The sequence below is a fragment of the Salimicrobium album genome (assembly GCF_900107115.1).
In the GTDB taxonomy this organism is placed as follows: Bacteria; Bacillota; Bacilli; order Bacillales; family Halobacillaceae; genus Salimicrobium; species Salimicrobium album.
This window is the reverse complement of the sequence record NZ_FNOS01000002.1, coordinates 267,640-293,342: the sequence shown is the minus strand read 5'-3', so window position 1 is coordinate 293,342 and position 25,703 is coordinate 267,640. Positions and strand designations below refer to the sequence as shown.

Below are 25,703 nucleotides of genomic sequence, written 5' to 3'. Positions count from 1 at the left end.
AGTCTTTTTTTTATGGAGAAAGAAAGCCCGTAACCGTCGCAATGTTGCTATCCGTAAAAGTGACAGTTACAGCACCATGCCTGTCCGTTCTCCACACTTCGACTTCCGCCTTTTCCAGTGTACGAAGCACTTCGGGATGAGGATGACCATATCTGTTGTTACGCCCGGCCGAGATAATTCCGATACCGGGTTCAAAAGTATCGAGGAATAGTTCCGAGGTAGAAGTTTTACTGCCGTGGTGAGCCACTTTCAGAATCGCGACTGGAAGCGGTCCATGAGCCTCCTGCACCGTTTTCTCCACCCCTGCCGAAATGTCTCCCGTAAATAGCCATCCTTTTCCGCCGAGGGCAGTATGAAGAACCAGTGAATTATCATTTTTATCCAGGTGATCCTTTCCTGGGGACAGTACACGGAATTCGTACCCCTCTATTCCGTAAGTATCTCCGGCGGAGAGTTCCGTCTTTTTGAATTTGTAGTCCCCCTCATCATAAGGGGAGACGAAAAGACGGCCGACATCGATATCTTCAAGCAAACCGGCGAAACTGCCGTTGTGATCACTATCATTATGAGTGATGAACACTGCATCCACTTTCCTTATCCCACGGGAGTTGAGAAAAGGCACAAGAATATTTTCCGCTATTTTATCCCGATTCTCCTGGAAGTGAGGGGGACCCGCCGCATCCACTATAATTACACCTCTTCTGTGAGGAAGTTCAATAACTGCACTGTCCCCCTGACCGACATCCAGAAAAGTCACTTTCCCTTCCTCATTAATGTAAGGGAGAGAACTGTGAACAATAAGAACCAGAGACAGTAGTGCCCCGTAACAGAACGCTGCCCGGTTTTCTCCTTTCACAATATGATCCATCATTACATAAAAGCATAAATAGTACGGAAGAAACCAGGAGAGAGGGAACTCCCCTGTCACCCACTGTACGTTCATTCCTTCTCCCAGGTAAAGAACTGTATCAATAAATATGACGTGTATTCCGCCCAGTATTTCCGTGAACGCTTCATATACGAATTCCGGAAGGCTGAAGAATGCCAGAAACAAAAGGAAAATGGAAGGAATAAAAAAGAGGGTGAAATAAGGAACGAGCAGTAAATTGATCAGGGAAGATAAAGGGGAAAATTCATAAAAGTAGTAAAGCTGGAGAGGCAGGAGCGCTAACTGGGATATCAGCGCGACCCGTAAGGAAAGAACCCACGCCCGCGTGTCCCGTCCAAGAAAATCGGCGGAGAGAAGCAGACTGAATGTTACAGCGAACGAAAACTGAAACCCTGCGTTGTAAAGCAGTGAAGGATTGATGAAAAGGAGTATAAAAGCGGCTGCCGACAATATATCAGTCATGGAAGGCTTCAATTTCAAATACCACATTATCGCCATAAAACATGCCATCAGGGAAGCACGGAGTACGGAAGGCTGTGAGCCTGCCACGAAAGCAAAAATCGGGAGCACCGACAGAATCAGTATTTTCACCTGTGATAACGTCATAACCCCGCTTCGGTAGAAAAGAACGTATATCAGGCCACACAATAACCCCACGTGTAAACCGGATATAGCAAGGATATGAGAAGCACCCCATTCACGGAACGCCTGGAGAGTCTCTTCCCTGATTTCTGTCTGTTCCCCGAAAACGAGAGCTTTCATCCAGGGCCACAGGATGGTTGAAGTCTTCCCTGCCAGCTCGTCCATAACCATTTCTCTTCGTTCATAAAACTCACCGAGCAGACTCGATCCGTCACACGTAATTTCAGCAGTATGTTCGACCTCTACCTGCCCCCCGTAGCCGCGCTTTTGCATAAAACCGGAGTAATCGAATTCACCGGGATTGGACGCTGCAGGGAACGATTCGATTTCTCCCTGCACCCTGCATTCAGCACCTGCTTTGAATTCATCAAAGAAAAAGGAGCTACCCTCTCCGACAAAGTGAGTAATGTCCAGAATCACCCCTTCGTCTGTCTTCAGTGAAAAAGATTCTGCACTCCCGTTATATTTGGGAGGAGAAAGGATTTTTCCCGTGTAGGGACTTCCTGTATCTTCAATCGGCTCGGCAGATAAACTGTATACGAGTACACCGGAAAAGAAAGCTGCGAGCATCACCGGGAACAAAATTCCGGACCGTATAAAGAAGAGCATCCATACCAGAAAAAATGGGAGGATCACCCACGATGTTGAAAACTGGATCAACGAGGCACCGAGCAAAAAACAGAGAAGGGGAAAATGCCATTTCCCCTTCACAGATTGGAACTTATCCGTTCATTCGTAAGGTTATCAACTTTCCTGCGGAACTCTTCGTACTCTGGATCATCTTTTTCCTTCAGCCGTTCCAGCATTTCATCCATAAGCCGGGTCTCTTCCTCAGAATCTCTTATGGCTACTGTCGACGGTACTTCTTCTGTATGTACGCCTGCGTGCTGAAGCAGTTCTACGGCATAAGGGTGGTTTTTATAATCCCCCCCATAATACACCGCTCTGATGCCCGCCTGGATGATAGCTTTTGTACAATGCACACATGGGAAATGACTTACATATATCTCTGCACCTTCTGTGGCTACTCCGAATTTGGAACACTGAAGCAGTGCGTTCATTTCTGCATGGATCGTTCTGATGCAGTGACCGTCCACAACGTAGCACCCTTCATCTGTACAATGAACACCTCCGGTGACACTTCCGTTATAACCTCCGGCGATCATTCTCTTTTCTCTTACTATCACTGCACCGACGGAAAGGCGTTCACACGTACTTCTCGACTTGAGTAAATGAGCCTGGGCCATGAAATATTGGTCCCATGCAATTCTAGCCATTGCTCTCACATCCTTTTTGAAAAAAGTTTAAATACTTCCACCTGATCCGTCAAATCTTTTCAGGGGATCAAAATATATTCCTCCATATTTTCAAGAGTTTTCTCACCTATCCCCCTGACTTCCAAAAGTTCTTCAGTCTTCCTGAACATTCCATTTTCTTCTCTGTAGGCTACAATCGCTTCTGCCTTAGAAGGTCCTATACCATTGATGGTCGTTATTTCATCCACTGTGGCGTAATTAATTTTCACTTTGTCGCCTTGCTCCGAAACGGCCAAGCCAGCGCCGCCCTCCGTCCCGGTAACAACTGTTACAAGAATAACCATTTCGTCCTCAAGTTTCTGAGCGAGATTTACGCTCGCCTCGTCCGCCTGATCGGTAAATCCTCCGGCCATCTCCACAGCGTCATACACCCTCATACCGGGCCTCCCTTCATAGATGCCCGGGGCGTTGACTTCCCCTTTAACATCGACGATCAGATCACCTTCCGCAGCTTCTGTTTCATCATCGCCCGCCGGCTCCGCCTCTGTAATTAAAGGGTTTTCTTTCTGCTCTAGTACTTCCTCTCTGCTGCCGGTCGTAAAATTGAACAATAGGCTGATAACGATAATAAGTACGATACCCGCCGGCCAATATCTTTTTATGAAAGTCATATTCGATCCTCCATATACGGGAGGAGAAAGTGGACTTCGGAAACGAAAAGGAAGAGGATAAACAGGGGTAATTGATTATGATGTGTTATCTGAGGGGGATGGTGTCAGTAAGTAAATATTCGACATTTATTCTCATATTCCTCTTTTACCTCCCTTCAAATTTTACACGCCTATGAAAAAAAGATGTGAAGTTATCACACCTTTTTACATACAAAAAATATTCGATCACCGTCTTCTGCTTCATCCAGGGAAAAGTCGCTGTAAACACCCGGAATTTCAAAGCCGGCATCCGATAGCGCTTTACGAATATAGTCCGGTTGGTATATGCGCTGATGATGCACTTCATCAAAACGACGGTAGACCCCCTCATGTTCTATGAAAAATGTAAGGTCATGGGTCATCACGTCGTTCTCTTCATCACAAAACCATATATAACTGAGGTCATCATAAACTTCTGCAAAGGTCTGACCCGACATATGTTTATGCGCATGAGAAGGCGAGTGGATATCGAAGATGAACACTCCTCCTTCTTCGAGTGCCTCATAAGCATTTAGAAACATCGATTCGATCCCTCTCTCTTCTGTGATGTAATTGACTACATCACAGAAGCTAATGACGGCCCCGTATCCCCGCAGCCCTTCAAGGTTTGCAATATCCTGCTGCACCCAACGGATGGAGGAGTTGCGTTTAGAAGAAGCTATCGCAAGCATCTCTTCCGACATGTCGACGCCAGTCATCTTAAAACCTTCCTCTTCCAGCCGATGAGTGATTTCACCAGTACCGCATCCGAGTTCAAGTACATATTCAGCGCGGACCTCTTCTTTTGATAAAATGTTCAGAAAAAATGCTTTCCACTCATCATATGGAGCATCCTCCATCAGCCGGTCGTAAACGACGGCTAACTGCCCATAACTCATGAACTCGCTATTCCTTCAAGTGACATTGTTTCGGCATCTCCCCATAGTTTTTCGAGATTGTAATGGTCGCGTTCGTCTTTGTGGAAGATGTGGCATACAACATCTTCAAGGTCTACAAGAATCCATCTTCCTGTCTTTTCCCCTTCTACGCGCTTTACTTCAATCCCATTTTTATCCGCCTGATCTTTCACTTCCTTGGCAATAGCCTGCACCTGTCTTTCATTGGAACCGTCGCAGATCAGGAAATAATCAGTGATCAGAGAAATCCCTTCCATATTCAGAGCAACTATATCGTTGGCCCTTTTATCGTCGCAGGCCTGAGCCGCTATTTTCACAAGTTCTTTACTATCCATAATGTTCCTCCTGTTTTCGTTGTAGTTCGTTATAAGCATGAAACGTATCCGGGTAGACGGTCTGCTTCTTCTTCATCAGAAAACCGATCGTATTCGTAAGGGCAGCGAGACAGGCCCGGTCCAGGCTCTCCTCGGCGATCTCCCTTACATCCTCCACTCCCGGAAAAGCACGTGCAGGTTCTATATAGTCGGCCAGGAAAATAATTTTATCATACAGGGACATATGAGCTTTCCCTGTCGTATGAGAAGCGATGGCCGTACGTACCTCCGGCTGCAAAGGGCCCCATTCCTTCTCAAGCATTTTCACAGCTACCGGTCCGTGCCAGAGAACCGGAGAATAATCCAGAAGATCTTTAGGCAGCCCCACACTTCCGGAAATCCAGCGGGCCATTTCCTCTTTCGGCCTGAACTTGGCATAATCGTGAAGCATACCCGCTTCCTCAATTTTATCACTGTCTCCGCCGAACCTGCCACTCAGCTGATGCGCAGTATCCGTCACCCGTATGGTGTGTCGGAACCGTTCTTCTGTTAAATGGGGGCGGACAAACTCTTTCAGCACTTCTCTATTCGTGTTCATACAGACCCTTCCTTTTGATATAAAAGTAAACCGGCTCAGGTACCATATAGCGGATGGTCAAATTTCTCTCCATCCTTTCCCTTATTTCACTGGAAGATATAGACAGAGGAGGAATTTCCACCTTCGATACAGGATAATCAGTTCCGAATGAGTAACCGGGACGGTTCACTCCGACAAACGAAACCTCCTCCATAAGTTCTTCAATATGGTACCAGCTCCCGAGAGACTCGACCATGTCTCCGCCTATGATGAAAAAAAACTTTTTATCCGGATACCGTTCTTTCAACTCACGTACCGTTTTCAAAGTGTAGGATTTATCCCCCCTCAGGAGTTCCAGATCACAGACTTTGAACTTGTCATTTTGGCTGATGCTCTCCCTGACCATCTCCATACGATCCCTGCCGCTGACGGAAGCTTTCTCTTTGTGGGGAGGGAGGTGAGAGGGGATAAACCATATCTCCTCCAGCTTCCAAGCTTCCCGAACAGCCTCTGCAAGAATCATGTGGCCGATGTGAAGAGGATCGAACGTACCTCCAAACAAACCTATTTTCTCCATTTAAGTACGCTCCTTCTAAGGAAGCTCGATTTCTTTATTTTCTTCCGATTCTCTGTAGAGTATGATCGTTCCCCCGATCACTTGTACAATTTCAGCATCTGTATCCTGCGCTATTTCTTCTGCAGCAACAGATGGTTCTTCCATCGAGTTCTGAAGTATACTGACTTTAATCAGTTCTCTTTTCTCCAGTGCTTCATCTATCTGAACGACCAGGTTACTGTTCAGACCGCCTTTTCCAATTTGGAATATAGGCTGTATATTATGGGATAATTTCCTTAAGTGTTTCTTTTGTTTACTTGTGAGCATGATATCATCCTTCCAGTTTCGATTCCATTTCTGTTATTAAAGAAGCGGGCAGCACTTCTTCGTTCGTCCAAAGGGCAAATGAGTAAGCAGCCTGATAAAGAAGCATCAGATGCCCGTAATGAACTCTCGCTCCTTTTCTTTTTGCTTCCAGCAAAAATCGGGTCTCAAGCGGCCTGTACACTATATCACTGAACAAAGCATTCTCTTTCACTTTCTTTACGTCAATCGGAATTTCTTCCGCCTTCGGTGCCATTCCCACTGAAGTGGTCTGGATCACCCAATCGTATTCATCCAGAGCAAGAGCAGCTTCGTTCAGTGTTAAAAAACGGCCCCGAACAGCTTCCGGGAGATCCGAAAGCAGCTCTTCGGCCCTGGAGGGAGTGCGATTCGTAACATCGATTTTAAGCGATAAACCACTTAAAGAAAAAGCGATTCCCCGGGCGGCACCTCCACTTCCAATGATGAGCACCCTTTCGGCAGAGGAAATAATGTCAGGGTATACAGCACGGACTGATTCGAGATAGCCGTCGCCGTCAGTGTTGTAACCCCTCCATTTTCCATTTTGCACCACCACTGTATTGACGGCTCCCAAACGAGAAGCCCGGTCATCAATGCTGTCCAGAAACGGAATGATTTCCCTTTTGAAAGGAACTGTTACATTAAAGCCGTTCATTTCCCTGTCTTTCAACGTGCTGATTTCTTCGGGGAAATTCTCCGGCTTAATCTCCATTAACTGATATTCACCCTTCAGTTCTGTCTGCTCCAGGAAATTGCTGTGAAGCCACGGAGATAAAGAGTGTCCGAGCGGTGATCCGATCAATCCTAATTGTAACATGTAAGACCTCCCTCTTTTTAAATTAGTGATTCGCGGAGGGAAATTTTCACTCCCTCAGGTGCATGGATGTGGACAGTGACTTCTCCCTCGGGAATCATGATCCAGCCGAGCCCGGATATGACTACATCGTGTTTTCCTTCAGGAATTCTGAAAGTCTGCCGCTTCCACTGAGGCAGTTTTGATAATGAGTTCTCATCCGGAGGCACGAGCATTTCCCCGATCCTGTTTTCGGTGATATGTCCGGCTTTTTCCATTTTCGTACGATGAATCGGTATACGGTTAGAAAGATAGCATACAAAGGAAGAGTGCTCCCCTTTAACGAAATCCATACGTGCCAGGCCACCGAAAAAGAGAGTCTGTTCCTCGTTCAGCTGATAGATTTTCGCTTTAATTTCTTTTTGGGGAGTGATGAGTTTGAGATCCTCATCCGAAACGTAATGTGCCAGCTGATGACGTTGAATTACACCAGGTGTGTCATATAGAGAGCTGTAATCATCCAGCGGGATGTCGATGAATCCCAGTGTAGTTCCCGGAAAGTAAGATGTAGTAATGGCATCCTTGATTCCTGTCGACCGGTTGATGAGCTCATTGATAAGCGTGGACTTCCCGACGTTCGTCGTGCCCACGACAAATACATCCTTACGACTTCGTTTCTGTTCAATCGCTTTGGCAAGTTCGTCGATCCCCTGGTTCGTGGAAGCGGAGATAAGATGCACGTCTTCCACGAGCAGTCCTGCTTCCTTCGCTTCCCGTCTCAGCCATTTCTCAACTTTATTGAGATTCACCGATTTCGGAAGTAAATCCATTTTATTCGCCGCAAGTATAACAGGGTTGTTCCCCGTCAGACGATTCAAACCGGGAATCAGACTCCCATTAAAATCGAATATATCTATAAGCTGTACAACCAGGCTGTCTGTATCGTTAATTTGCTGCAGCATTTCCAGGAAGTCGTCATCGTCGTAATCAACATCCTGTACTTCGTTGTAGTGTTTCAGACGAAAACACCGCTTGCAGATCACCGTTTCTCTTTCAAGTGCTGACTTCGGAGCGTAACCCGCTGCCGATTCATCCTCCGTCTGGATTTCCGCGCCGCACCCTGCGCATATCAATTTGTCCATATTTGGACCTCCCATGTTATATTTTCCCTTTATGCTTGAGATTCTTCATAATGACTTTTTCTATTCTTCTGTTTATCTTCGTCCAGAACCCGTCTCTGTCTACGATAGGGGTAACGAGTACTGTGTAATACCCGGCCAGGTTCCCGCCCAGTACGTCTGTCAGGAGCTGATCTCCTACTACGATGATTTCTTCTTTCTTGAGTCCCATATCTTTTCTCGCTTTCTGAAAAGCCCGCGCCAGTGGTTTTCTGGCACTATGGATAAAGGACTTATCCAGAGGTTCAGAGAAAAGTTTGACGCGGTTTTCATTGTTATTGGAGGTAATTACTATCTCAATTCCAGCGTCTCCCATCCTTTTGAACCACTCTATTATTTCCTCCGGAGCGTTCGGCTCATCCCAGGCGACGAGCGTATTGTCCAGATCCGTAATGATACCTTTCACGTTTTGTTTTTCAAGATCTTCCGGAGTTATCTCCAAAATGTTGTTCGCATGCCTGTCAGGAATAAATATATTAAACACCTGCTTCTCACTCCCCGTTCCGTATATATACCCTTTCAATCATATACAAAATTCTTCCGGGGTTCAAAGTCATTCTTTTCATGAATAACTGTTCCACTTACCCGGACGGTCATACTGTCAGATCATTCGCCACCGTATCTGACGATAACTATCATATATTAACCTATTTTATTAAATTACACTTCAGATAACTACCCCATTGTACCTCACATGTAACCCGATAGTAACCTCCCTGTTGAATCAGCAGCTGATTTCCTCCGTCATTCATTAAGGTTTGCAACTCTTCCATGTATAATTACACGCTCTCACCCTTAAGGAAACTGCATCTTTACAGAACTCGGAAGAAATTTTATCAGGCCGGAATCATCTGTCTCTTCCTATTTAATATTTAAACAGAAAAGTGCATTTATCTGCAGTACAGGAAGAAAGATTAGTTGAATAATAACTGTGTTTTTGATTACAATTGAGAAGACATTCTAAAAGGACGAGAGATTGAGGGAGGCACCTTTAGATGATACTACCCGTATTATTACCGTTTATCATTGCTATTTTTATCCCTTTCCTGAGTAAATGGAAAGAAAAGTTTCATACAGGCATAGTGGTTACAATTGTACCGCTTATAATATTCATTTATTTTGCCAGTTTCTTTGCAGGAGGCTTCAGTGCTGTAACTAAAACCTACAACTGGGTCCCCTCCCTAAATATGAATCTGGTTTTTCATCTGGATGGCTTAAGCCTTCTGTTTGTTCTACTTATTTCAGGCATAGGTACACTGGTAGCTCTGTACTCCATTTACTACCTACATACGACAGAAAATCTCGGGAACTTCTACGTTTACTTTCTGATCTTCATGGGATCCATGCTTGGGTTGGTGCTGTCCGATAACGTATATGCACTGTACAGCTTCTGGGAATTCACTTCCCTGTCTTCATTTCTTCTCATCGGGTTCTGGAATCATAAACATGCATCCAGATACGGCGCGCTGAAGTCGATGCTTATTACGGTATTCGGCGGACTCAGCCTTCTGGGTGCACTTGTTTTTATGCACTCCATAACCGGAACTACGAGTATCCAGCAGATGCTGGCTGACAGTGAAGCTATTTTAAATAGTGAGTTTTTCCCGTTAATCCTTATACTTCTATTATTGGGAGCATTTACGAAATCGGCACAGTTTCCTTTTCACATCTGGTTACCGGACGCTATGGAAGCTCCGACGCCGGTCAGTGCATATCTGCATTCGGCTACCATGGTAAAAGCAGGACTGTTTCTCGTAGCCCGCTTTTCACCTATGCTGTCTTCTTCCGAATGGTTTTTCATCATCGTCTCCAGCTTCGGAATCCTCACTTTGTGCTGGGGTTCCTATATGGCTGTAAGACAGACAGATTTGAAAGGGATTCTGGCTTTCTCTACCATCAGTCAGCTTGGTATGATTATGGCTATGTTAGGATTTGGTACGAAGGTCGCTGTATTTGCAGCCATGTTCCACATTTTAAACCATGCTACTTTTAAAGGAAGTCTGTTTATGGTGGCGGGGATTGTCGATCATGAAACCGGAACACGGGATATCCGCAAGCTGGGCGGTCTGATGAATTACTTACCGATGACCGCGACTCTGGCTATGTTCGGCGTATTTTCGATGGCAGGCTTCCCGCTTCCGTTTCTAAACGGATTCTACAGTAAAGAAATGTTCTTTTTATCATCGCTGGATCTGAGCGGGCAGGGAGACTTTGCGTCGATAGTCGCAAGCCTCGTTCCTTATCTGGCGGTTTTTGGAAGTATTTTTACATTCGTATATTCCATGTACTTTTTCTTCGGAACGTTCCGGGGACGGGCGAACCTTGGAAAACTGCCGAAAAAACCGCATGAAGCACCTGTAGGGATGCTTATTTCTCCTGCTATTCTGGTGCTGCTCGTAGTGATTATCGGACTATTCCCGTCTTTCATCAATGAACCTTTCATCAGTCATGCGGCTACGGCCGTTTACGGGGCCGATGCTTCCAAGGATATATACTTCTGGCACGGCTTCAACCTTCCGTTAATCATGTCTTTGACGGTGGTAGCTTTCGGAACGATACTGGCGTTGACCATCCCGCGGTGGAGTTCCGTCTATAGCTATGTTCCGGGCGTACTGAGTCTGAATAAGGCATACGATTTCACAGTCGATAAGTCCGTATCCTTCTCGTCGAAATTGACGAGAGGCTACATGAACGGATCGCTTGCCCTTTATATGAAACTTATACTCGGAGCTATTATATTAGTGAGTTTCGCGTTTTTCTTCCTTACAGACGGGTTTGCGATAGATACGTCACAACTTGCATCAGTTACCACAATTGAACTTATCGTAGCAGTCACTATGGCAATTGCTGCTTTAGGAACAATATTTACGAACAATCGAATTGCGGCCATTTTGATACTCGGTGTGGTCGGTTACGGGCTTTCCATGCTGTTCATTATTTACCGGGCCCCTGACCTTGCTCTTACACAATTGATTATTGAAACAGTTACAGTAGCCCTGTTCCTGCTGGTGTTCTACCATCTTCCTTCCCTGAACAGCAGGGGGGAATCCAAACCTGCCAAAATATCCAACTGGATCATTTCCATAGGATTCGGACTTCTCGTAACCACTGTGGCCATTTCTTCCCACAGCAGTAAATGGTTTGATTCGATTTCCAGTTACTTCGTTGAAAATTCCTATAAACTCGGAGGCGGAGATAATATAGTGAACGTCATCCTGGTGGACATGCGTGGACTGGATACTATTTTCGAAATTACCGTCCTCGGCCTTGCAGCCATGGCTATTTACAGCCTGATTAAAATCAAGAATAAGAAGGAGGAATAAGAATGGAAATAGTGATGTCCGTCCTCGCCGGTCTTCTGTTTATGACCGGCGTGTACAACCTCCTCCAAAAACAACTGCTGAGAATCGTTATAGGAACAGCACTCATTTCACACGGGGCTCACCTCACCATCCTTACCATGGGTAAATTGAAAGATGGGGCTGCACCTATTCTGACCGACGGAGTGGAAAATTACACCGACCCTCTTCCACAGGCACTGATTCTTACTTCTATCGTTATCAGTTTCGGTGTCACCAGCCTCCTGCTGGTATTAGCTTATCGGGCATCCAAAATAAACCACACGGACAATATGGAAAAACTGAGAGGTAACGACTATGAGTAATTTAGCTATACTGCCTATACTGCTGCCGTTTCTGGCAGGGGTACTGGTAGCTTTCTTTCATAAAAATCTGATAGCATCAAGAATTTTTTCAATCATAGCCACTGTTATCCATCTGGCGCTCACTATTTTCATCTTTATGAGTGTCCAGGAATCGGGTACTTATGTGCTTGAAGTCGGAGGGTGGGAAGCGCCTTTCGGTATTGTGATAGTAGCTGACCCTCTGTCTGCTCTACTGACTATGACTACAGCAGTGGTAGCAACGGCGGCTGTCATCTATGCACCTAAATCACTTTCCAGGATCCAGGAGGAATTTTATTTTTACAGCTTTTTCTTCCTGCTGATTGCAGGGGTGAACGGTGCTTTCCTTACCGGGGACCTTTTCAACCTGTTCGTGTTCTTTGAAGTACTGCTCATGGCTTCCTACGGGCTCATCGTTCTCGGGAACGGAAAAGCACAGCTGAGGGAATCGCTGAAGTATATTTTAATTAACCTTTTCTCCTCCATGCTTTTTGTAACCACTATATCGTTCCTTTATTCCGTTATCGGTACAGTGAACATGGCCCAGGCGGCCGAAAGAGTGGGCGAGGTCGAACAGCAGGGTGTGCTTACCGTAATAGGTATATTGCTGTTTTTCGTTTTTGCTACAAAAGCAGCTGTTTTCCCTCTCTATTACTGGCTCCCTTCTTCCTATACCGTGCCTAATGCTGTCGTATCCGCTTTGTTTGGAGCGCTTTTGACCAAAGTAGGGGTATACTCCATCCTTCGTACGTTTACGCTCATCTTCAACTACGAAGTCGATTTAACGCATACCCTCTTCATTTACCTGGCGATGTTTACAATGATATTCGGGGTGATAGGCGCTTTATCAACGAACAATGTAAAACTGATCATAGCTTATAACGTTATTCCGGCTGTCGGTTTTATGCTTATGGGAATCGGTATTTTCACGGAGACGTCCATTGCAGGTTCCATTTACTATCTGGTACACGACATGATCATCAAAGCCGTTTTATTCCTTCTTATCGGTGCTGTCACTTATGCTGCCGGCACTTCCGATCTGAAAAAAATGGGAGGGCTGATCCACCACTATCCGGTGCTCGGCTGGATGTTCTTTCTTTCTACTCTGGTTCTGGCCGGAATTCCGCCCTTCAGCGGTTTCATAGGAAAGCTGCTGCTGCTCCAGGGAGGTTTGAATCAGGAAGAGATCCTCATCGTAATCGTAGCGCTCATATCCAGTCTTGGAATTCTGTTTTCCATGATCCGAATATTCATTGGAGGATTCTGGGGAGAAGCTGATATAATGGATTTACCGAAACAGAAACCTTCTCTGGCCGCCATGACGTGGCCGGTCGGCATCCTGCTCAGCCTTTCCATCCTTCTCGGTGTCGGCGCAGAAATGTTTTACCCTGCCGTATCCTCCATCGCCGAGTATGTAATGGACCCTGAATTATACATTGAATCTGTTCTTAAGGAGTAAACGTCTATGCCATTTCAAATAGTTTTAAATATTATTATCGCTGTTATGTGGATGTTTCTGAGTGAAACATATAATTTCTCAACCTTTGCGGTCGGGTACATTTTAGGGATCTTCCTTCTCTTCATCATGAGGCGATTCGTTAAAAGACCTTTCTACCTTAACAGAGTGTGGAAAGTGAGCCTGCTTATTCTGCTGTTCATCAGGGAACTCATTATGTCCTCTATCGATATCGTGGAATTCGTCTACAAAAAGGAACTGGATAACCGCCCGGGTATTTTCGCCCTTCCTCTTGAGGTTAAGAGCGATTGGGAGGTAACGCTTCTGGCTAATCTTATTTCTCTTACCCCGGGAACTCTGTCGCTTGCAGTAAGTGATAATCACGACGTGTTATATATACACGCCATGGATATCCCTGATATTGAATCCTCAATATCGGATATCAAAGACACTTTTGAAAAAGCGATAATGGAGGTGACCCGCTGATGGAAACTGCATTGAGTGTGACCCGGACCATCATGGAAATCTCGACCCAGGTGGCTATCATCGGCGTCGGGATATCTATTTTCTTGTTGCTTTACCGGGTAATCAAAGGTCCTACCAATCCTGACCGGGCCGTCGCCCTCGACGTAATGGGCATTACTCTGATGGCACTGGCCGGGCTGGTCACCATCCTTCTCGTTACGACAAAACTGAATGACGTTGTCCTGTTAATCGGGATACTTCTTTTCATAGGGACGATCGCCCTGGCGAAATTCATAGAAAAGGGTGTTATTATTGAACGGGACGATAATTAATTTACTGATAGACATTCTGATCATTTTTTTCCTGCTTTCCGGTACATTTTTCGTGTTTTCCGGTGCTTTGGGAGTAGTAAGATTCAAAAACGTATATTTACGTCTGCACGCTGCCACCAAGAGTTCAACTCTCGGTGTGGCCGGCCTTATGCTGGGGGCTTTTCTTTTCATGCTTAACGAACATGGCATCGTCAGCGGAAAACTTCTGCTCGGTATTCTGTTCGTTCTCATTACGGCTCCCGTCTCCGCTCATATGATCGGTCGTGCCGCCTATAAAAGCGGTATCCCTCTTTCTGAGGAAGCGGTCCAGGATGACTACAAAGAAACTTTTGAAGAGTAATCCGTCTGTTTTTTCCTAAGGACAGGAATTTATTTAATCCATACAAAACCCGGAGCAGAGAAGATGCAACACGCATCCTCCCTTCTCCGGGTTTTGTTCTGACTATATGAGGGCTTTGATTAAATCAGTGGAATTTTTCGCAGCCTGATCGAGAAATTTCTGAAAGGATACAGACGATTCTTTTCCTGCCACGTCGGACAAAGCGCGAATGACGACGAATGGAGTACTGTATCTGTAACATACCTGCGCCACTGCAGCAGCTTCCATCTCGACAGCAATAAGATCGGGGAAACGACCCCTCACTTCGTTGATTCTCACTTCTTCCTGCATAAACGTATCTCCGGAAGCAATGACCCCCAGCTTTCCGTTCAGCCCCATTTCTTTAAGCTGACGCAGGGCATCAAAAGCAAGTTGCTTATCGGCAGGGTATACAGCCGGCATCCCGGGGACCTGACCGTGAACGTAATCGAATGCCGTAGCATCCACGTCGTGATGCAGAACGGTCTCTGAAATGACTATATCTCCTGTTTCCAGTTCATAATCAAATCCGCCTGCAGAACCTGTATTGATGCAGTAGTCTATGTCAAACTCTTCATGCAGAATGGTGGTGGACATGGCGGCGTTCACTTTCCCTATACCTGATAATAACAGTACTACGCTTTTTCCATTTAATCGTCCCTTCGTAAAAACCTGTCCTGCTACTGTACGTTCCTCTTCTACTTCCATCGCTTCTTTCAAATGCTTTATTTCCTGATCCATCGCTCCAATTATACCTACACTCATCCAAAAGCTCCTTTATTCCATCAATCGTATGGGTTATTCTCTAAAACTTCTTTTTCAATAGGCTTGTACCCTTGCCCCTCCTGCCATTCGATGAGCACACGGTAAACACTATTCTGCTGACTGTCCGAAACAACGGTATTCACCAGTTGAGGACCACCGCCGTTTTCGACTCTCCAGGCAATCATATCGCTCTGGTTCAAACCGGTAGCATTAGCGGCTGCCTGCAAAATCTCATTCCAGTCCTGTGAGCCGCGATCGTAAGTGACTCTGTGAGACCCTGAAGTATCCTGTTCCGTTTCTACAACATCGAACTGTCCGTCTTCCTCACTGTTTTCCTTCTGCTCTTCCTCAGAGGATGCATCTTTATCCGATTCATCACCGGAAGTCTTTTCTTCGTCTGAAGAACTTTCCTCGTCTGAAGAACTTTCCTCGTCTTCGGAAGAGTCTTTATCTGAGGAAGAGTCTTTATCTGAGGAAGATTCATTCTCTCCGGAAGAATCTTTGTCGGTGGAAGACTCATTTTGTGAACTCTCGCCTTCAGACTCATTTTCACTGCCCGAACTCTCGTTCCCGGACTGCGTTTCTTCCGTTCCGGAAGCAGACTGATCACCCGCCTGCTGCTCATTTCCTCCAGTCAGACTGCCTGCCACCCAGAACAACAGGAGCACGGCCACTAATACAATCGCTGCCGAAACTACCGTTTTCTTTTTTCTTTTTTCTTTCATCCGTTCCTGTCTGGAATTGTTTTTCGATTCACTCATGTAAGAAATCCTCCTTCACATATGTATTATACTACGTATTGAAAAAAGATGAATATAGCAAAAAAGCAGGAAATGTATTCCTGCTTATGAGACCGATATAATTTTAACTTTCAAATCGCCTGCCGGAGTCTGTACCGTGACTTTATCCCCTATTTCTTTGCCAAGCAGACTTTGCGCCATCGGGGATTCGTTGGAGATTTTACCTTCGAAAGGATCGGCTTCGGCACTACCGACTATTGTATACTTCTCTTGGTCTCCTTCAGGAAGTTCCTGAAATGTGACGCTTTTACCGAGAGTCACGACATCCGGATTATCGGACGTATTTTCAATGATAACTGCGTTTCTGATCATATTTTCTATCTGCTGAATGCGGCTTTCCACGAAAGCCTGTTCATCTTTAGCAGCATCATATTCAGAGTTCTCGGAAAGATCTCCGAAATCTCTCGCTGTTTTTATACGTTCCACTACTTCCTTACGTTTCTCTGTCTTCAATTCATGAAGTTCACTTTCTAAATTCTTTTTACCTTCTTCTGTCATATAAAAGCTTTTTTCTTCTGCCATTTTTTACACTCCTTAATGAACTGCTCCACTATTCATAACAATCTCTCTATACTTTACCAAATTATGAAAAACAGTCAAATAATTTCCCGTATCAAAGGCTGTCCGGGATGAGGCCCCGCTCTCTCAGAATAGTATGGATCTTCGTAGCCATAATATCAATAGCGACATGATTCTGTCCGCCTTCCGGTATAATGATGTCCGCATAGCGTTTCGTCGGCTCCACAAATTGCAGGTGCATGGGACGCACGACGTTTGTATACTGCTCTATGACAGAGTCAAGCGTCCTCCCCCGCTCATTGATGTCACGGAGCATTCTTCGTATAATGCGGACGTCCGCGTCAGTATCTACGAAGACCTTGATATCCATAAGATCACGAAGTTTTTCATCCTCGAGAATCAGAATACCTTCGAGAATAATTACGTCTCTCGCTTCCACCTGCACCGTTTCTTCGGAGCGCGTGTGCATTTTATAATCGTAGACCGGTTTCTCAATCTGTTCCCGCTTGATCAGTTTATTGATATGCTCGATTAAAAGATCGTTGTCAAAAGCAAGAGGGTGGTCATAGTTCGTATTCAATCTCTCTTCAAAAGGGAGATGGGACTGGTCCTTATAGTAATAATCCTGTTCTATCATCAAGATGGACTGTTCCGTAAACTGCTGAATGATCGACTTTGTCACGCTCGTTTTTCCGGAACCGGAACCACCGGCTACTCCTATTACAATCGGTTTATCTTTCATCTGAAAAATTTTCTCCCCTCATTGATCTTCTGTGCTTTCGGGTGGTAATCGCCACACCGTCTCCTGAAGGGACGATGGACGTTTCGTAATCTTCAAGCTGCATAAGCCAGTCGTTGAAGCTGCGGATTTTCCCGGCAATCTTTCCGAATCTTTTGTCAGCATTATCCGGGTCGGCCACCAGCCCCTTGAATAACACGTTGTCGGTGACGATTACCCCTTCCTCCCTCAAAAGAGGCGTGTATAGCTCAAAAAACCGTTTGTACTGCCCTTTCGCTGCATCGATGAATAAAAGATCAAACGGCCCTTCCTTCTGTACAACATCTTTCATTTCAAGAGCGTCTCCATGGTAAAGAATGAGGTCAGCTCCACAGGGGGATTTTTTCCTGTTTTCCATCGCCTCTTCATACCGTCCGGCATCTCTTTCTACTGATACGACACGCACCCCCGGAAATGCTTCGGCCATCTGAATAGCAGAATAACCGATTGCAGTCCCGATTTCCAGAATGACTGAGGGTTTTTGAAGACGTATCATCTGCCTGAGAAAATGGATGGAGTCTTTCTCCATTATAGGTACGTGATTTTCTGCTGCATATTCTTCCATTTCACGTATATGCCCTTCCGAATCAGGAAGGAGGCCCCTGATATATTCGTTATCATTATTCATAGACATCTTCCTTTATAAGATTCCGTTCACAACTTAATTATTCTAACATAAAAAAATTAAGGAAAGCGAGGGTTATTCCCGCTTTCCCTATTCAATTACCGGAGATATATTTTTCCTTTTTCTTATTGTGTTCCTTCAGCGTTTTCGAATAGTGGATATTACCTTCTCCATCCGCAAGGAAGTACAAGTATTCAGAATTAATAGGACTTGCCACAGCTTCCATGGAGTTCTCATTGAAATTGGAAATCGGTCCGATAGGAAGCCCGCTTATATGATAGGTGTTAAAGGGAGACTCGATCTCCAGATCATCATATTTCGTACGTTCCAGGTGCTCCCCGTGTGCATAAGCAACAGTAGGGTCCGTCTGAAGGCGCATATCTTCTTCCAGACGATTATAGAACACTCCGGAGATTTCCCTGCGGCTTTCAGCTGTTCTTGCTTCATTTTCAAGCAGCGAGGCCATCGTTACCGCTTCATGAATGTTGAGGCCCTGTTCCTTCACTTGTTCTTTGTAAGGAATAACGACCGAAGATGTTTTCGACACCATTTTCTCTATGATCTTTTCGATGCCCACCTCCTTTTTGTAAAAGGAATAGGTGGCTGCGAACAGATATCCTTCGAGCGGATAACGTATCTCTTCCTGCATAATAGCTTCGCTCAACAGTTCCGGATACTTCTCTCTCAAGCTCGAGATGTAGTCGGTATCCTTCATCTTGTCCATAAATTCCTTTTTGGAAAATGAAAATTCACCGGCGTAGATCTCCGCTATCTGTTCCACTGTCTGCCCTTCCGGAATAGTGACCCGTTTTTTGGGTTCCTTAACGACTTTTCCGGACTGAAGTGAATCTATAATACTATCCGTCTTCATCGCGGGCGTAAATTCATAGGACCCGGCCTGGAAGCCCGTCTCATTTTTGAACTTCGTATAAAATCTGAAGATGGTTGAATTCGATATAACTCCTTTGTCCTCAAGAATCGCAGCTATCTCAGAATTGGTGGAGCCACTGGGAATCTCTACGTTCACGGGTTCTTCATCATTTTCGTCCACAGGTTTTAAAGCACTCGAGACGTAGAAATACCCGCCTACCACACCAACGATAAGCACGATTGTTATAACAATCAGCACAGATGCTACAATTTTCCGGACTTTACCGGCTTCTTCGGTGCGGTTTTTCTTATTCTTTTCGTATTCTTCATTGAACTTGGAATCCGACACGTCACATCCTCCTTCACCGGGTTTATTATACTATAATTCAGAGGATTGTGTCGAAATTCTTCACTTTTTCAACAAGCGGTTCCACTTGCCCCTCATGAATGCTATGTATTCCATTTAATGCAGAACAGTTGTATTTAAAGGAAAAACTCCCGGTTTCAAACCGGGAGTTAACTTAAGTCAAATCTTCGTCAGAAAGGGTGTTCAGCATTTCTTCGACCATTTCCCATTCCTCGTCGGATTCAATCTGATAGAGGGAAAGATTCTCATCATCGTCTTCTTTTTCTTCATAACGGAAGGCGAAAACTTCCACCTCTTCATTATCTTTCTGCTCGGCGGGCACAACTGCGATATACGATTGTTCCGTTTTGTCGACATCGAACGTGAACAATACTTCAAAAAGGTGCTCCTCTCCGTTTTCATCAGGTATTACAATTTTTTCTTCTTTTTCCAGTGCCATGATATTCATCCTCCTTATTTTGGGGCATCCAGATATCCCTGAAGGATCATTACAGCTGCCATTTTGTCCACTACTTTCTTACGCTTTTTCCGACTTACATCGGCTTCTAACAGCACGCGTTCAGCTGCCATCGTAGTCAATCTCTCATCCCACAGGTGTACAGGAATTTCGAAGTTCTTTTCAAGCCAATTCGCGAACCGCTCGCTCTGCTCAGCCCTCGGTCCGATAGACCCGTTCATGTTTTTAGGATATCCGACTACTGCTTCGGTAATCATTTCCCGTTCGATGATCGGCGTCAGAGCTTGCCTCGCCGTCGAATAATCATCTTCATCCCAGTGAATCGTTTTGATTCCCTGCGCTGTCATCCCCAGAGCATCGGAGACAGCTACACCTATCGTTTTTTCCCCGACGTCCAGTCCCAGTTTCTTCATTCCTTACCCTCTTTTTGTTTATTCAGGTACGATTTCACCAGCTCTTCGATCAATTCATCCCGCTCCACGTTTCTGATCAGATTGCGCGCTTCCCGGTGACGAGGGATATAAGCCGGATCACCTGAAAGAAGATAACCGACAATCTGATTAATCGGGTTATACCCTTTTTCCTGAAGCGCATCGTAAACGTTCATTAAAATCGATTCTATCTCCCTGTTTTCAGGATCTTCCGGGGAATTGAACTTCATAGTCTTATCCATTGAACTCATCTTCATCACCTCGCACGTTTAGTTACTCTCCATTATATACTATTTAACGAAGAATAAAAATCAGACAGTCCCGGATACGTAATCATAGGCATAGTCGAGAGCTTCCGAGATTCTGGAAGTATCCTTCCCGCCTGCCTGCGCCATATCCGGGCGTCCACCTCCGCCTCCGCCACAGCGGGAAGCGGCACCTTTGACGAGATTTCCTGCATGGTAACCTTTTTCCACCAGATCTTTGGAAACTCCGGCTGTGAGCTGAACTTTATTACCCGAAGGGGTGGCAAGCAATATTATCCCTGATGAAACCTTCTGTTTCAAGTCGTCCATCATTGCGCGTAAAGCGTTCATGTCTTTGGCCTCCACCTGTTTGGCAAGAACATTCACTCCGTTCACTTCTTTAAATTCATCGAGAATGGAGGAAGCTTCGAGGTTCGATAATCTGGAAGTCAACGATTCGTTTTCTTTCTTCATCTCCCTGATTTCCTGATGGAGGGTCTGAATTCTTTCCGGCACCTGCTCCATACGTGCTTTAAGAAGTTCTCCTGACTCACGCAATACGGCCTCCCGTTCATTCGTCAATTCATACGCAGCTTTTGATGTCAGAGCTTCAATACGTCTTGTACCTGCTCCGATTCCCGTTTCGGACTGGATCTTAAACACACCGATTTCAGAAGTATTTGCTACGTGACAGCCGCCACAAAGCTCAAGGCTGTAGTCGCTGATACTGATGACTCGTACTTCCTCTCCATATTTCTCACCAAAAAGCGCCATAGCGCCTTCACGTTTTGCTTCTTCGAGAGTCTTGTAATCGACCGAAACCGGAAGAGCCTGCCATATTTTCTCATTTACTGCATTTTCTATTTCTTTTAACTCATCCTCAGTAACAGCTCCGAAATGGGAAAAGTCGAATCGCAGCCGCTCGCTCTCAACGAGAGATCCGGCCTGATTCACGTGCTCACCCAATATATCTTTGAGAGCCTGATGCAGAAGGTGGGTAGCCGTATGGTTTTTGACAATGAAAGACCTCGAGCTCCTGTCCACTGTGGCCCGGACTTCTTCTCCCTGACCGATCGACCCCTCTTTCACTGTAACTTCATGCAGATTCTGATTATTCGGCGCATTTTGTACGTCCGTCACTTCAAGAGTGGCCTCCTCAGTCGATAGGAAACCTCTGTCAGCGATCTGGCCTCCGCTTTCCGCATAGAAGGGAGTACGATCAAGCATCAGGTACACCGTTTCTCCCTTTTCCGCTTTTTCCGCGATGGCTCCTTCTTTCACTATGGTCGTCACTACACTTTCCGTTTCGAGCAGATCATACCCCACAAACTTACTCTCCGTGTGGATATCACCGAGGACACTGTTCTGGATCTGCATGGAATCCGTTTTCTGACGGGCGCTTCTGGCGCGCTCCCTCTGGTTTTCCATCTCTTTCCGGAAACCTTCTTCATCTGCGGTGAAGCCTTCCGCTTCAACGTATTCCACCGTCAGCTCTTTAGGAAATCCATATGTGTCATAAAGCAGAAATACATCCTCGCCAGGGAATACCTGACTCCCCTTTTCCGTTTCCCTCTTCATGATCGAAGAAAGGATATCGAGACCTTCATTTAAAGTTTCGTGGAACCGCTGTTCTTCCGATTTAATGACCGTCTGGATAAAGTTCTCTTTGTTCTTCACTTCCGGATAGAAATCTTCCATGATGCCGGCAACTGCAGGAACGAGTTTATAAAGAAACGGCTCATCGATGCCCAGCTGTTTTGCAAATCGGACAGCGCGCCGCAGCAGTCTCCTTAATACGTACCCCCGGCCTTCATTGGAAGGAAGAGCACCGTCTCCGATAGAAAAAGCTACCGTACGAATATGGTCGGCGATTACTTTAAAAGCCGCATCCGTCGTTTCATTTTCATCATAGGAACGACCTGAGATCTCTTCAGTATGCTTGATCAGCGGAAGGAAGAGATCCGTCTCGAAGTTCGTCCGCGTGCCCTGGACGACCGAAACGATCCGTTCGAGTCCCATGCCGGTATCAATATTCTTCTTCGGCAGTGGAGTGTACGTATTATCCGGGTTGTGATTGAACTGGGAAAACACGAGGTTCCATATTTCAAGGTACCGTTCATTCTCTCCTCCCGGATAAAGTTCCGGGTCTTCCGGGTTATTCCCGAAGCTTTCCCCGCGATCATAGAAGATCTCTGTGTTCGGGCCACTCGGTCCTTCTCCGATGTCCCAGAAGTTTTCTTCGATTCTGATGATTCTTTCTTCAGGCAATCCGATTTTATCTTTCCAGATGTTGTACGCTTCGTCATCCTGAGGGTGAACAGTTACAGAAAGTTTGTTTTCATCGAATCCTATCCACTTGTCACTGGTAAGAAATTCCCATCCCCATTCAATCGCTTCTTTTTTGAAATAATCGCCGATGGAAAAATTACCCAGCATTTCAAAAAATGTGTGGTGTCTCGCGGTGAAGCCAACGTTTTCAATGTCATTGGTTCTGATCGACTTCTGCACGTTCACTATTCTCGGATTTTCGGGCACGACACGTCCATCGAAATATTTCTTCAATGTAGCTACTCCGCTGTTGATCCAGAGAAGCGTCGGATCTTCGTGAGGAATAAGGGAGGCGCTCGGTTCTACCCCATGCCCTTTCTCTTTAAAAAAATCGATGAACATTTGCCTGACTTCTACTGATGATAAATTTTTCATACGTGTGCCACTCCTTTTTTCCTTTTAATAAACTCAACGTCAGAAGGTAATATTCACCTTCCTGATCTCTCTAATAAAAAAATCCCTCAGAAATATTCTGAGGGACGGCTATGACCGCGGTACCACCCTGGTTATGGATAAACCATCACTTAGTGGACCTGTAACGGCGTCCATAAAGCCGTCGGGGATTAACCCGCACTCCGGGAGAGCTTTCCGCATTCAGTTACATAACACCCCTTCCAGCCTCTGGGGGCACCTCTCTGGATGACCGATATACGTACTTCTTCCCATCTTCGCATTAGTCTTAATATCTAAATTAAATTATAAGCAACGGATATTCCCGTGTCAACGGTTCTAAAAGAAACCGGCTCTTTACATGAAATCATATGGAGAAAGAGCCTCATCCTCTTCATCTTCATCGTAAGTAAAATCCGTCTCTTTTTTCAATTTCTCCTGAAGATACGTATATCTCTGATTGGTATCCTTTGTCCGTATGCCCTTGATGAACGCCTGCGGGTCACCACAAAGAATCAGCGACTGCTTAGCACGGGTCACCGCCGTATAAAGAAGATTCTTCTTCAGCATACGGTTGTACTGATAGGTGACCGGAAGAACCACTATCGAGAATTCACTGCCCTGAGACTTATGGATAGAAGTGCAGTAGGCAAGCATAATGTTGGAGAGTTCTTTTTTGGAATACGTCACTTCTTTCGTATCGAACTCTACTACCACCTGTTCAACGTGATCGATGTTTTCCTCCGCACGGAAAATGGCGGCCACTTCCCCTATATCTCCATTGAAAACTCCCTCTTCCGGCTGGTTTACAAGCTGGATGACTTTATCCCCTTTTCGGAAAATGTTTCCTTTCCACTCTATTTCTCGTTTGTTTTTACTTCCGGGATTCACTCTGTTCTGCAAAGAACGGTTGATCTCATGAATACCCGTTTCCGATCGGTACATGGGAGCAAGAACCTGGATATCTTTCATATCGATAGATTTCTCATGCGCTTTCGCCACGATGTTGGTCACTACTTCGTTCAGGCGGCTGTCGGGAGCGTGGATAAAATTAAAATCCTGCTCTTTCTTCAGCATATCAAGGGTACACGTATCATTTTTTATTGCGTGAGCAAGGTGGATAATCTTCGAACCTTCTTTCTGCCGATACACTTCAATCAGCTGTATCAGCGGAATGACATCGGAAGCTATCAGGTCGGCGAGCACCTGCCCCGGCCCGACCGAAGGCAATTGGTCCTCATCCCCAACGACCACTACCTGCATGTCGGAAGGAATCGCACGGAATAACTGATTGGACAGCCACATATCCACCATAGAGAATTCATCAATGATCAAAATCTTTCCTTCGATCTGATTAGTACTGTCTTTTTCGAACGTCTGATGGCCGTCCCAGCCGAGAAGCCGGTGAATAGTACTCGCAGGAAGACCTGTAGACTCATTCATTCTTTTAGCCGCCCGGCCGGTAGGAGCTGCGAGCACAAAAGGGAAAGGCACATCTTTCGTATAGTCTTTCGGGTCGAGAGAGCAGTCTTCAAGTTTGGAGTACGCATGTAACAGGCCTTTGATTACGGTCGTTTTTCCCGTCCCCGGACCACCGGTGATTACCATCATTTTCTTTTTTAGCGCTGTCTCAATAGCTTCGAACTGTTCTTTTCCGTAACTCATCGTCTCTTCCTCTTCAATGGAACCGATAACTTTCAACAATTCGGCCTGGGTGAAGTCGACCTCCATCTCTCCGGAGAGAATGCGCTCCACCTGTGTGACGAAACCATTTTCTGCAAAATAAAGGGTCGGGAGGTAAATACGATCCTCTTCAATATATACATATTTCTCTTCCCCGAGGTGAATCACCTCCCCGGAAAGCTGTTCATACGTAAGCGGCGACTCCCCGGGATGGTGGAGCAGCTGCTCCATCTCGAGAAGACACGTTTCAAGCGGCAAATAAATGTGACCGGCCTGAAGGTTCTGGTGAAGAGTATACAGGCATCCGGCCCTGATACGGGTAGGATGATCATGGGTCAGGTTCCTGTATCTTGCCAGCTCATCTGCTCTGTGGAAACCGAAGCCTTCGACGGTGAAGACGAACTGGTAAGGGTCCTCTTCCAGAATATCAAGCGTTTTATCCCCGAACGCACCATAAATCTTCTGTATCGTTTTGAGGCCGAGACCGTGCTTCGTAAGCTCTACCATTACCCGTTCGAACCCCTGATGCTCCGTGAGAGAATAATAAAGCTTATCTTTTATCTTCGCCGACATCTTCGGCACCTGATCGAGGACCTGTTTGTCGGAGAGAATTCTCGGTACTGCATTTTCCCCGAGAGTCTCTACAATTCTCTCGGCCGTCTTCTTCCCGACACCGTCAAACAGTTCGCTGGAAAGGTAGGCGATCAGTCCATCCTTCGTCTCCGGGAGAAGTCTGCGATACTCCTCCACTACATATTGTTCCCCGAATTTTTTATGATGTTCGAAGTACCCGTAGAATATATAGGTTTCCCCTTCTTCAAGAGGAGTGAAATGCCCTTTGACAATCAGTTCTTCCGTTTTTAGATTTTCGGTCGTTTCCAGTACTTTCACGGAAGCTATCGAAAATGCCTCTTCTTCTTTATGAAAAATCATCCGCTTCAGTTCCGCTTTTACATACGGTCTCTTTTCCTGTTCGATCGATTGCTGATTATCCAT

At 45.6% G+C, this 25,703-nt stretch carries 28 protein-coding genes; 6 read left to right on the top strand and 22 right to left on the bottom strand.

The window, feature by feature from the left end:
• Window positions 1–10: 10 nt before the first annotated feature.
• The 11 genes from BLU03_RS05000 to BLU03_RS04950 form a co-directional block, all read right to left on the bottom strand.
• Entirely contained in the window at window positions 11–2,191 is a 2,181-nt protein-coding gene (locus BLU03_RS05000; protein WP_143023816.1) for a DNA internalization-related competence protein ComEC/Rec2, read from the bottom strand.
• A 47-nt stretch (window positions 2,192–2,238) separates the two neighbouring features.
• Entirely contained in the window at window positions 2,239–2,808 is a 570-nt protein-coding gene (locus BLU03_RS04995; protein WP_093106093.1) for a ComE operon protein 2, read from the bottom strand.
• A 59-nt stretch (window positions 2,809–2,867) separates the two neighbouring features.
• Window positions 2,868–3,458: a helix-hairpin-helix domain-containing protein gene (locus BLU03_RS04990; protein ID WP_008588745.1), complete on the bottom strand. Its 591-nt coding sequence runs from the start codon at window positions 3,456–3,458 to the stop codon at window positions 2,868–2,870.
• Between the two features lie 194 nt (window positions 3,459–3,652).
• On the bottom strand, window positions 3,653–4,375 hold the full coding sequence (locus BLU03_RS04985) for a class I SAM-dependent DNA methyltransferase (RefSeq protein ID WP_093106090.1): 723 nt from the start codon (window positions 4,373–4,375) through the stop codon (window positions 3,653–3,655).
• Window positions 4,372–4,728: a ribosome silencing factor gene (gene rsfS / locus BLU03_RS04980; protein ID WP_008588740.1), complete on the bottom strand. Its 357-nt coding sequence runs from the start codon at window positions 4,726–4,728 to the stop codon at window positions 4,372–4,374. Before rsfS ends, BLU03_RS04985 begins: the two co-directional genes overlap by 4 nt.
• Entirely contained in the window at window positions 4,721–5,305 is a 585-nt protein-coding gene (gene yqeK / locus BLU03_RS04975) for a bis(5'-nucleosyl)-tetraphosphatase (symmetrical) YqeK (protein WP_076569856.1), read from the bottom strand. The genes rsfS and yqeK overlap by 8 nt, the downstream gene beginning before the upstream one ends.
• Window positions 5,292–5,861: a nicotinate-nucleotide adenylyltransferase gene (locus BLU03_RS04970; protein WP_093106088.1), complete on the bottom strand. Its 570-nt coding sequence runs from the start codon at window positions 5,859–5,861 to the stop codon at window positions 5,292–5,294. The genes yqeK and BLU03_RS04970 overlap by 14 nt, the downstream gene beginning before the upstream one ends.
• A gap of 15 nt (window positions 5,862–5,876) precedes the next feature.
• Window positions 5,877–6,167 carry a ribosome assembly RNA-binding protein YhbY gene (gene yhbY, locus BLU03_RS04965; RefSeq protein ID WP_008588734.1) on the bottom strand — a complete coding sequence of 97 codons (291 nt, stop codon included), beginning with the start codon at window positions 6,165–6,167 and terminating at the stop codon, window positions 5,877–5,879.
• Between the two features lie 4 nt (window positions 6,168–6,171).
• Window positions 6,172–7,002, bottom strand: a complete 831-nt coding sequence (aroE, locus tag BLU03_RS04960; protein ID WP_008588732.1) for a shikimate dehydrogenase — start codon at window positions 7,000–7,002, stop codon at window positions 6,172–6,174.
• Between the two features lie 17 nt (window positions 7,003–7,019).
• Window positions 7,020–8,120, bottom strand: coding sequence for a ribosome biogenesis GTPase YqeH (gene yqeH / locus BLU03_RS04955; protein ID WP_093106085.1), 1,101 nt, complete (start codon window positions 8,118–8,120; stop codon window positions 7,020–7,022).
• Window positions 8,121–8,136: 16 nt separating this feature from the next.
• The gene (locus BLU03_RS04950) at window positions 8,137–8,640 is read right to left on the bottom strand and encodes a YqeG family HAD IIIA-type phosphatase (protein WP_093106370.1); all 504 of its coding nucleotides are present in this window, start codon (window positions 8,638–8,640) and stop codon (window positions 8,137–8,139) included.
• Between the two features lie 511 nt (window positions 8,641–9,151).
• On the opposite strand from BLU03_RS04950, the gene mbhE reads away from it, so the two are divergent.
• The 6 genes from mbhE to mnhG are packed head-to-tail and all read left to right on the top strand — an operon-like array spanning window position 9,152 to window position 14,431.
• On the top strand, window positions 9,152–11,479 hold the full coding sequence (gene mbhE / locus BLU03_RS04945; RefSeq protein ID WP_093106083.1) for a hydrogen gas-evolving membrane-bound hydrogenase subunit E: 2,328 nt from the start codon (window positions 9,152–9,154) through the stop codon (window positions 11,477–11,479).
• Between the two features lie 2 nt (window positions 11,480–11,481).
• Window positions 11,482–11,820, top strand: coding sequence for a Na(+)/H(+) antiporter subunit C (locus BLU03_RS04940; protein WP_008588723.1), 339 nt, complete (start codon window positions 11,482–11,484; stop codon window positions 11,818–11,820).
• Window positions 11,813–13,297 (top strand): Na+/H+ antiporter subunit D, encoded by a 1,485-nt coding sequence (locus BLU03_RS04935; RefSeq protein ID WP_008588722.1) that lies wholly within the window; start codon window positions 11,813–11,815, stop codon window positions 13,295–13,297. Before BLU03_RS04940 ends, BLU03_RS04935 begins: the two co-directional genes overlap by 8 nt.
• A 6-nt stretch (window positions 13,298–13,303) precedes the next feature.
• Window positions 13,304–13,780: a Na+/H+ antiporter subunit E gene (locus BLU03_RS04930; protein WP_093106080.1), complete on the top strand. Its 477-nt coding sequence runs from the start codon at window positions 13,304–13,306 to the stop codon at window positions 13,778–13,780.
• Window positions 13,780–14,091, top strand: a complete 312-nt coding sequence (locus BLU03_RS04925) for a Na(+)/H(+) antiporter subunit F1 (RefSeq protein WP_093106078.1) — start codon at window positions 13,780–13,782, stop codon at window positions 14,089–14,091. The genes BLU03_RS04930 and BLU03_RS04925 overlap by 1 nt, the downstream gene beginning before the upstream one ends.
• Window positions 14,072–14,431, top strand: a complete 360-nt coding sequence (gene mnhG, locus BLU03_RS04920) for a monovalent cation/H(+) antiporter subunit G (RefSeq protein WP_008588715.1) — start codon at window positions 14,072–14,074, stop codon at window positions 14,429–14,431. Before BLU03_RS04925 ends, mnhG begins: the two co-directional genes overlap by 20 nt.
• A gap of 102 nt (window positions 14,432–14,533) precedes the next feature.
• Here mnhG and mtnN read toward each other — a convergent pair whose 3' ends face one another.
• The 11 genes from mtnN to recD2 form a co-directional block, all read right to left on the bottom strand.
• Complete coding sequence (gene mtnN, locus BLU03_RS04915) at window positions 14,534–15,214, bottom strand: 5'-methylthioadenosine/S-adenosylhomocysteine nucleosidase (RefSeq protein ID WP_008588714.1); 681 nt, start codon at window positions 15,212–15,214, stop codon at window positions 14,534–14,536.
• Window positions 15,215–15,234: 20 nt separating this feature from the next.
• Window positions 15,235–15,975 (bottom strand): YrrS family protein, encoded by a 741-nt coding sequence (locus tag BLU03_RS04910; protein WP_093106075.1) that lies wholly within the window; start codon window positions 15,973–15,975, stop codon window positions 15,235–15,237.
• Between the two features lie 84 nt (window positions 15,976–16,059).
• Window positions 16,060–16,536 carry a transcription elongation factor GreA gene (gene greA, locus BLU03_RS04905; RefSeq protein WP_093106073.1) on the bottom strand — a complete coding sequence of 159 codons (477 nt, stop codon included), beginning with the start codon at window positions 16,534–16,536 and terminating at the stop codon, window positions 16,060–16,062.
• Window positions 16,537–16,627: 91 nt separating this feature from the next.
• Window positions 16,628–17,275 (bottom strand): uridine kinase, encoded by a 648-nt coding sequence (udk, locus tag BLU03_RS04900; RefSeq protein ID WP_008588708.1) that lies wholly within the window; start codon window positions 17,273–17,275, stop codon window positions 16,628–16,630.
• On the bottom strand, window positions 17,265–17,945 hold the full coding sequence (locus tag BLU03_RS04895; protein WP_040609192.1) for an O-methyltransferase: 681 nt from the start codon (window positions 17,943–17,945) through the stop codon (window positions 17,265–17,267). Before BLU03_RS04895 ends, udk begins: the two co-directional genes overlap by 11 nt.
• A gap of 85 nt (window positions 17,946–18,030) precedes the next feature.
• Complete coding sequence (mltG, locus tag BLU03_RS04890; protein ID WP_076569848.1) at window positions 18,031–19,155, bottom strand: endolytic transglycosylase MltG; 1,125 nt, start codon at window positions 19,153–19,155, stop codon at window positions 18,031–18,033.
• 172 nt (window positions 19,156–19,327) lie between these two features.
• Complete coding sequence (locus tag BLU03_RS04885; RefSeq protein ID WP_008588702.1) at window positions 19,328–19,612, bottom strand: DUF1292 domain-containing protein; 285 nt, start codon at window positions 19,610–19,612, stop codon at window positions 19,328–19,330.
• Between the two features lie 14 nt (window positions 19,613–19,626).
• A complete protein-coding gene (gene ruvX / locus BLU03_RS04880; RefSeq protein WP_076569845.1) occupies window positions 19,627–20,043 on the bottom strand; it encodes a Holliday junction resolvase RuvX in 417 nt (138 codons plus the stop codon).
• Window positions 20,040–20,312, bottom strand: coding sequence for an IreB family regulatory phosphoprotein (locus BLU03_RS04875; protein WP_008588699.1), 273 nt, complete (start codon window positions 20,310–20,312; stop codon window positions 20,040–20,042). The genes ruvX and BLU03_RS04875 overlap by 4 nt, the downstream gene beginning before the upstream one ends.
• 60 nt (window positions 20,313–20,372) lie before the next feature.
• Complete coding sequence (gene alaS / locus BLU03_RS04870) at window positions 20,373–23,009, bottom strand: alanine--tRNA ligase (protein ID WP_093106070.1); 2,637 nt, start codon at window positions 23,007–23,009, stop codon at window positions 20,373–20,375.
• A gap of 372 nt (window positions 23,010–23,381) precedes the next feature.
• Complete coding sequence (recD2, locus tag BLU03_RS04865) at window positions 23,382–25,703, bottom strand: SF1B family DNA helicase RecD2 (protein WP_093106068.1); 2,322 nt, start codon at window positions 25,701–25,703, stop codon at window positions 23,382–23,384.

Coding starts and splice junctions, on each gene's coding strand:
- BLU03_RS04995 (WP_093106093.1), bottom strand. CDS start 2,808: ATGGCTAGAATTGCATGGGACCAATATTTCATGGCCCAGGCTCATTTA.
- BLU03_RS04990 (WP_008588745.1), bottom strand. CDS start 3,458: ATGACTTTCATAAAAAGATATTGGCCGGCGGGTATCGTACTTATTATC.
- BLU03_RS04985 (WP_093106090.1), bottom strand. CDS start 4,375: ATGAGTTATGGGCAGTTAGCCGTCGTTTACGACCGGCTGATGGAGGAT.
- rsfS (WP_008588740.1), bottom strand. CDS start 4,728: ATGGATAGTAAAGAACTTGTGAAAATAGCGGCTCAGGCCTGCGACGAT.
- yqeK (WP_076569856.1), bottom strand. CDS start 5,305: ATGAACACGAATAGAGAAGTGCTGAAAGAGTTTGTCCGCCCCCATTTA.
- BLU03_RS04970 (WP_093106088.1), bottom strand. CDS start 5,861: ATGGAGAAAATAGGTTTGTTTGGAGGTACGTTCGATCCTCTTCACATC.
- yhbY (WP_008588734.1), bottom strand. CDS start 6,167: ATGCTCACAAGTAAACAAAAGAAACACTTAAGGAAATTATCCCATAAT.
- aroE (WP_008588732.1), bottom strand. CDS start 7,002: ATGTTACAATTAGGATTGATCGGATCACCGCTCGGACACTCTTTATCT.
- yqeH (WP_093106085.1), bottom strand. CDS start 8,120: ATGGACAAATTGATATGCGCAGGGTGCGGCGCGGAAATCCAGACGGAG.
- mbhE (WP_093106083.1), top strand. CDS start 9,152: ATGATACTACCCGTATTATTACCGTTTATCATTGCTATTTTTATCCCT.
- BLU03_RS04940 (WP_008588723.1), top strand. CDS start 11,482: ATGGAAATAGTGATGTCCGTCCTCGCCGGTCTTCTGTTTATGACCGGC.
- BLU03_RS04935 (WP_008588722.1), top strand. CDS start 11,813: ATGAGTAATTTAGCTATACTGCCTATACTGCTGCCGTTTCTGGCAGGG.
- BLU03_RS04930 (WP_093106080.1), top strand. CDS start 13,304: ATGCCATTTCAAATAGTTTTAAATATTATTATCGCTGTTATGTGGATG.
- BLU03_RS04925 (WP_093106078.1), top strand. CDS start 13,780: ATGGAAACTGCATTGAGTGTGACCCGGACCATCATGGAAATCTCGACC.
- mtnN (WP_008588714.1), bottom strand. CDS start 15,214: ATGAGTGTAGGTATAATTGGAGCGATGGATCAGGAAATAAAGCATTTG.
- BLU03_RS04910 (WP_093106075.1), bottom strand. CDS start 15,975: ATGAGTGAATCGAAAAACAATTCCAGACAGGAACGGATGAAAGAAAAA.
- greA (WP_093106073.1), bottom strand. CDS start 16,536: ATGGCAGAAGAAAAAAGCTTTTATATGACAGAAGAAGGTAAAAAGAAT.
- udk (WP_008588708.1), bottom strand. CDS start 17,275: ATGAAAGATAAACCGATTGTAATAGGAGTAGCCGGTGGTTCCGGTTCC.
- BLU03_RS04895 (WP_040609192.1), bottom strand. CDS start 17,945: ATGTCTATGAATAATGATAACGAATATATCAGGGGCCTCCTTCCTGAT.
- BLU03_RS04885 (WP_008588702.1), bottom strand. CDS start 19,612: ATGGCACTGGAAAAAGAAGAAAAAATTGTAATACCTGATGAAAACGGA.
- ruvX (WP_076569845.1), bottom strand. CDS start 20,043: ATGAAGAAACTGGGACTGGACGTCGGGGAAAAAACGATAGGTGTAGCT.
- BLU03_RS04875 (WP_008588699.1), bottom strand. CDS start 20,312: ATGAGTTCAATGGATAAGACTATGAAGTTCAATTCCCCGGAAGATCCT.
- alaS (WP_093106070.1), bottom strand. CDS start 23,009: ATGAAAAATTTATCATCAGTAGAAGTCAGGCAAATGTTCATCGATTTT.
- recD2 (WP_093106068.1), bottom strand. CDS start 25,703: ATGGATAATCAGCAATCGATCGAACAGGAAAAGAGACCGTATGTAAAA.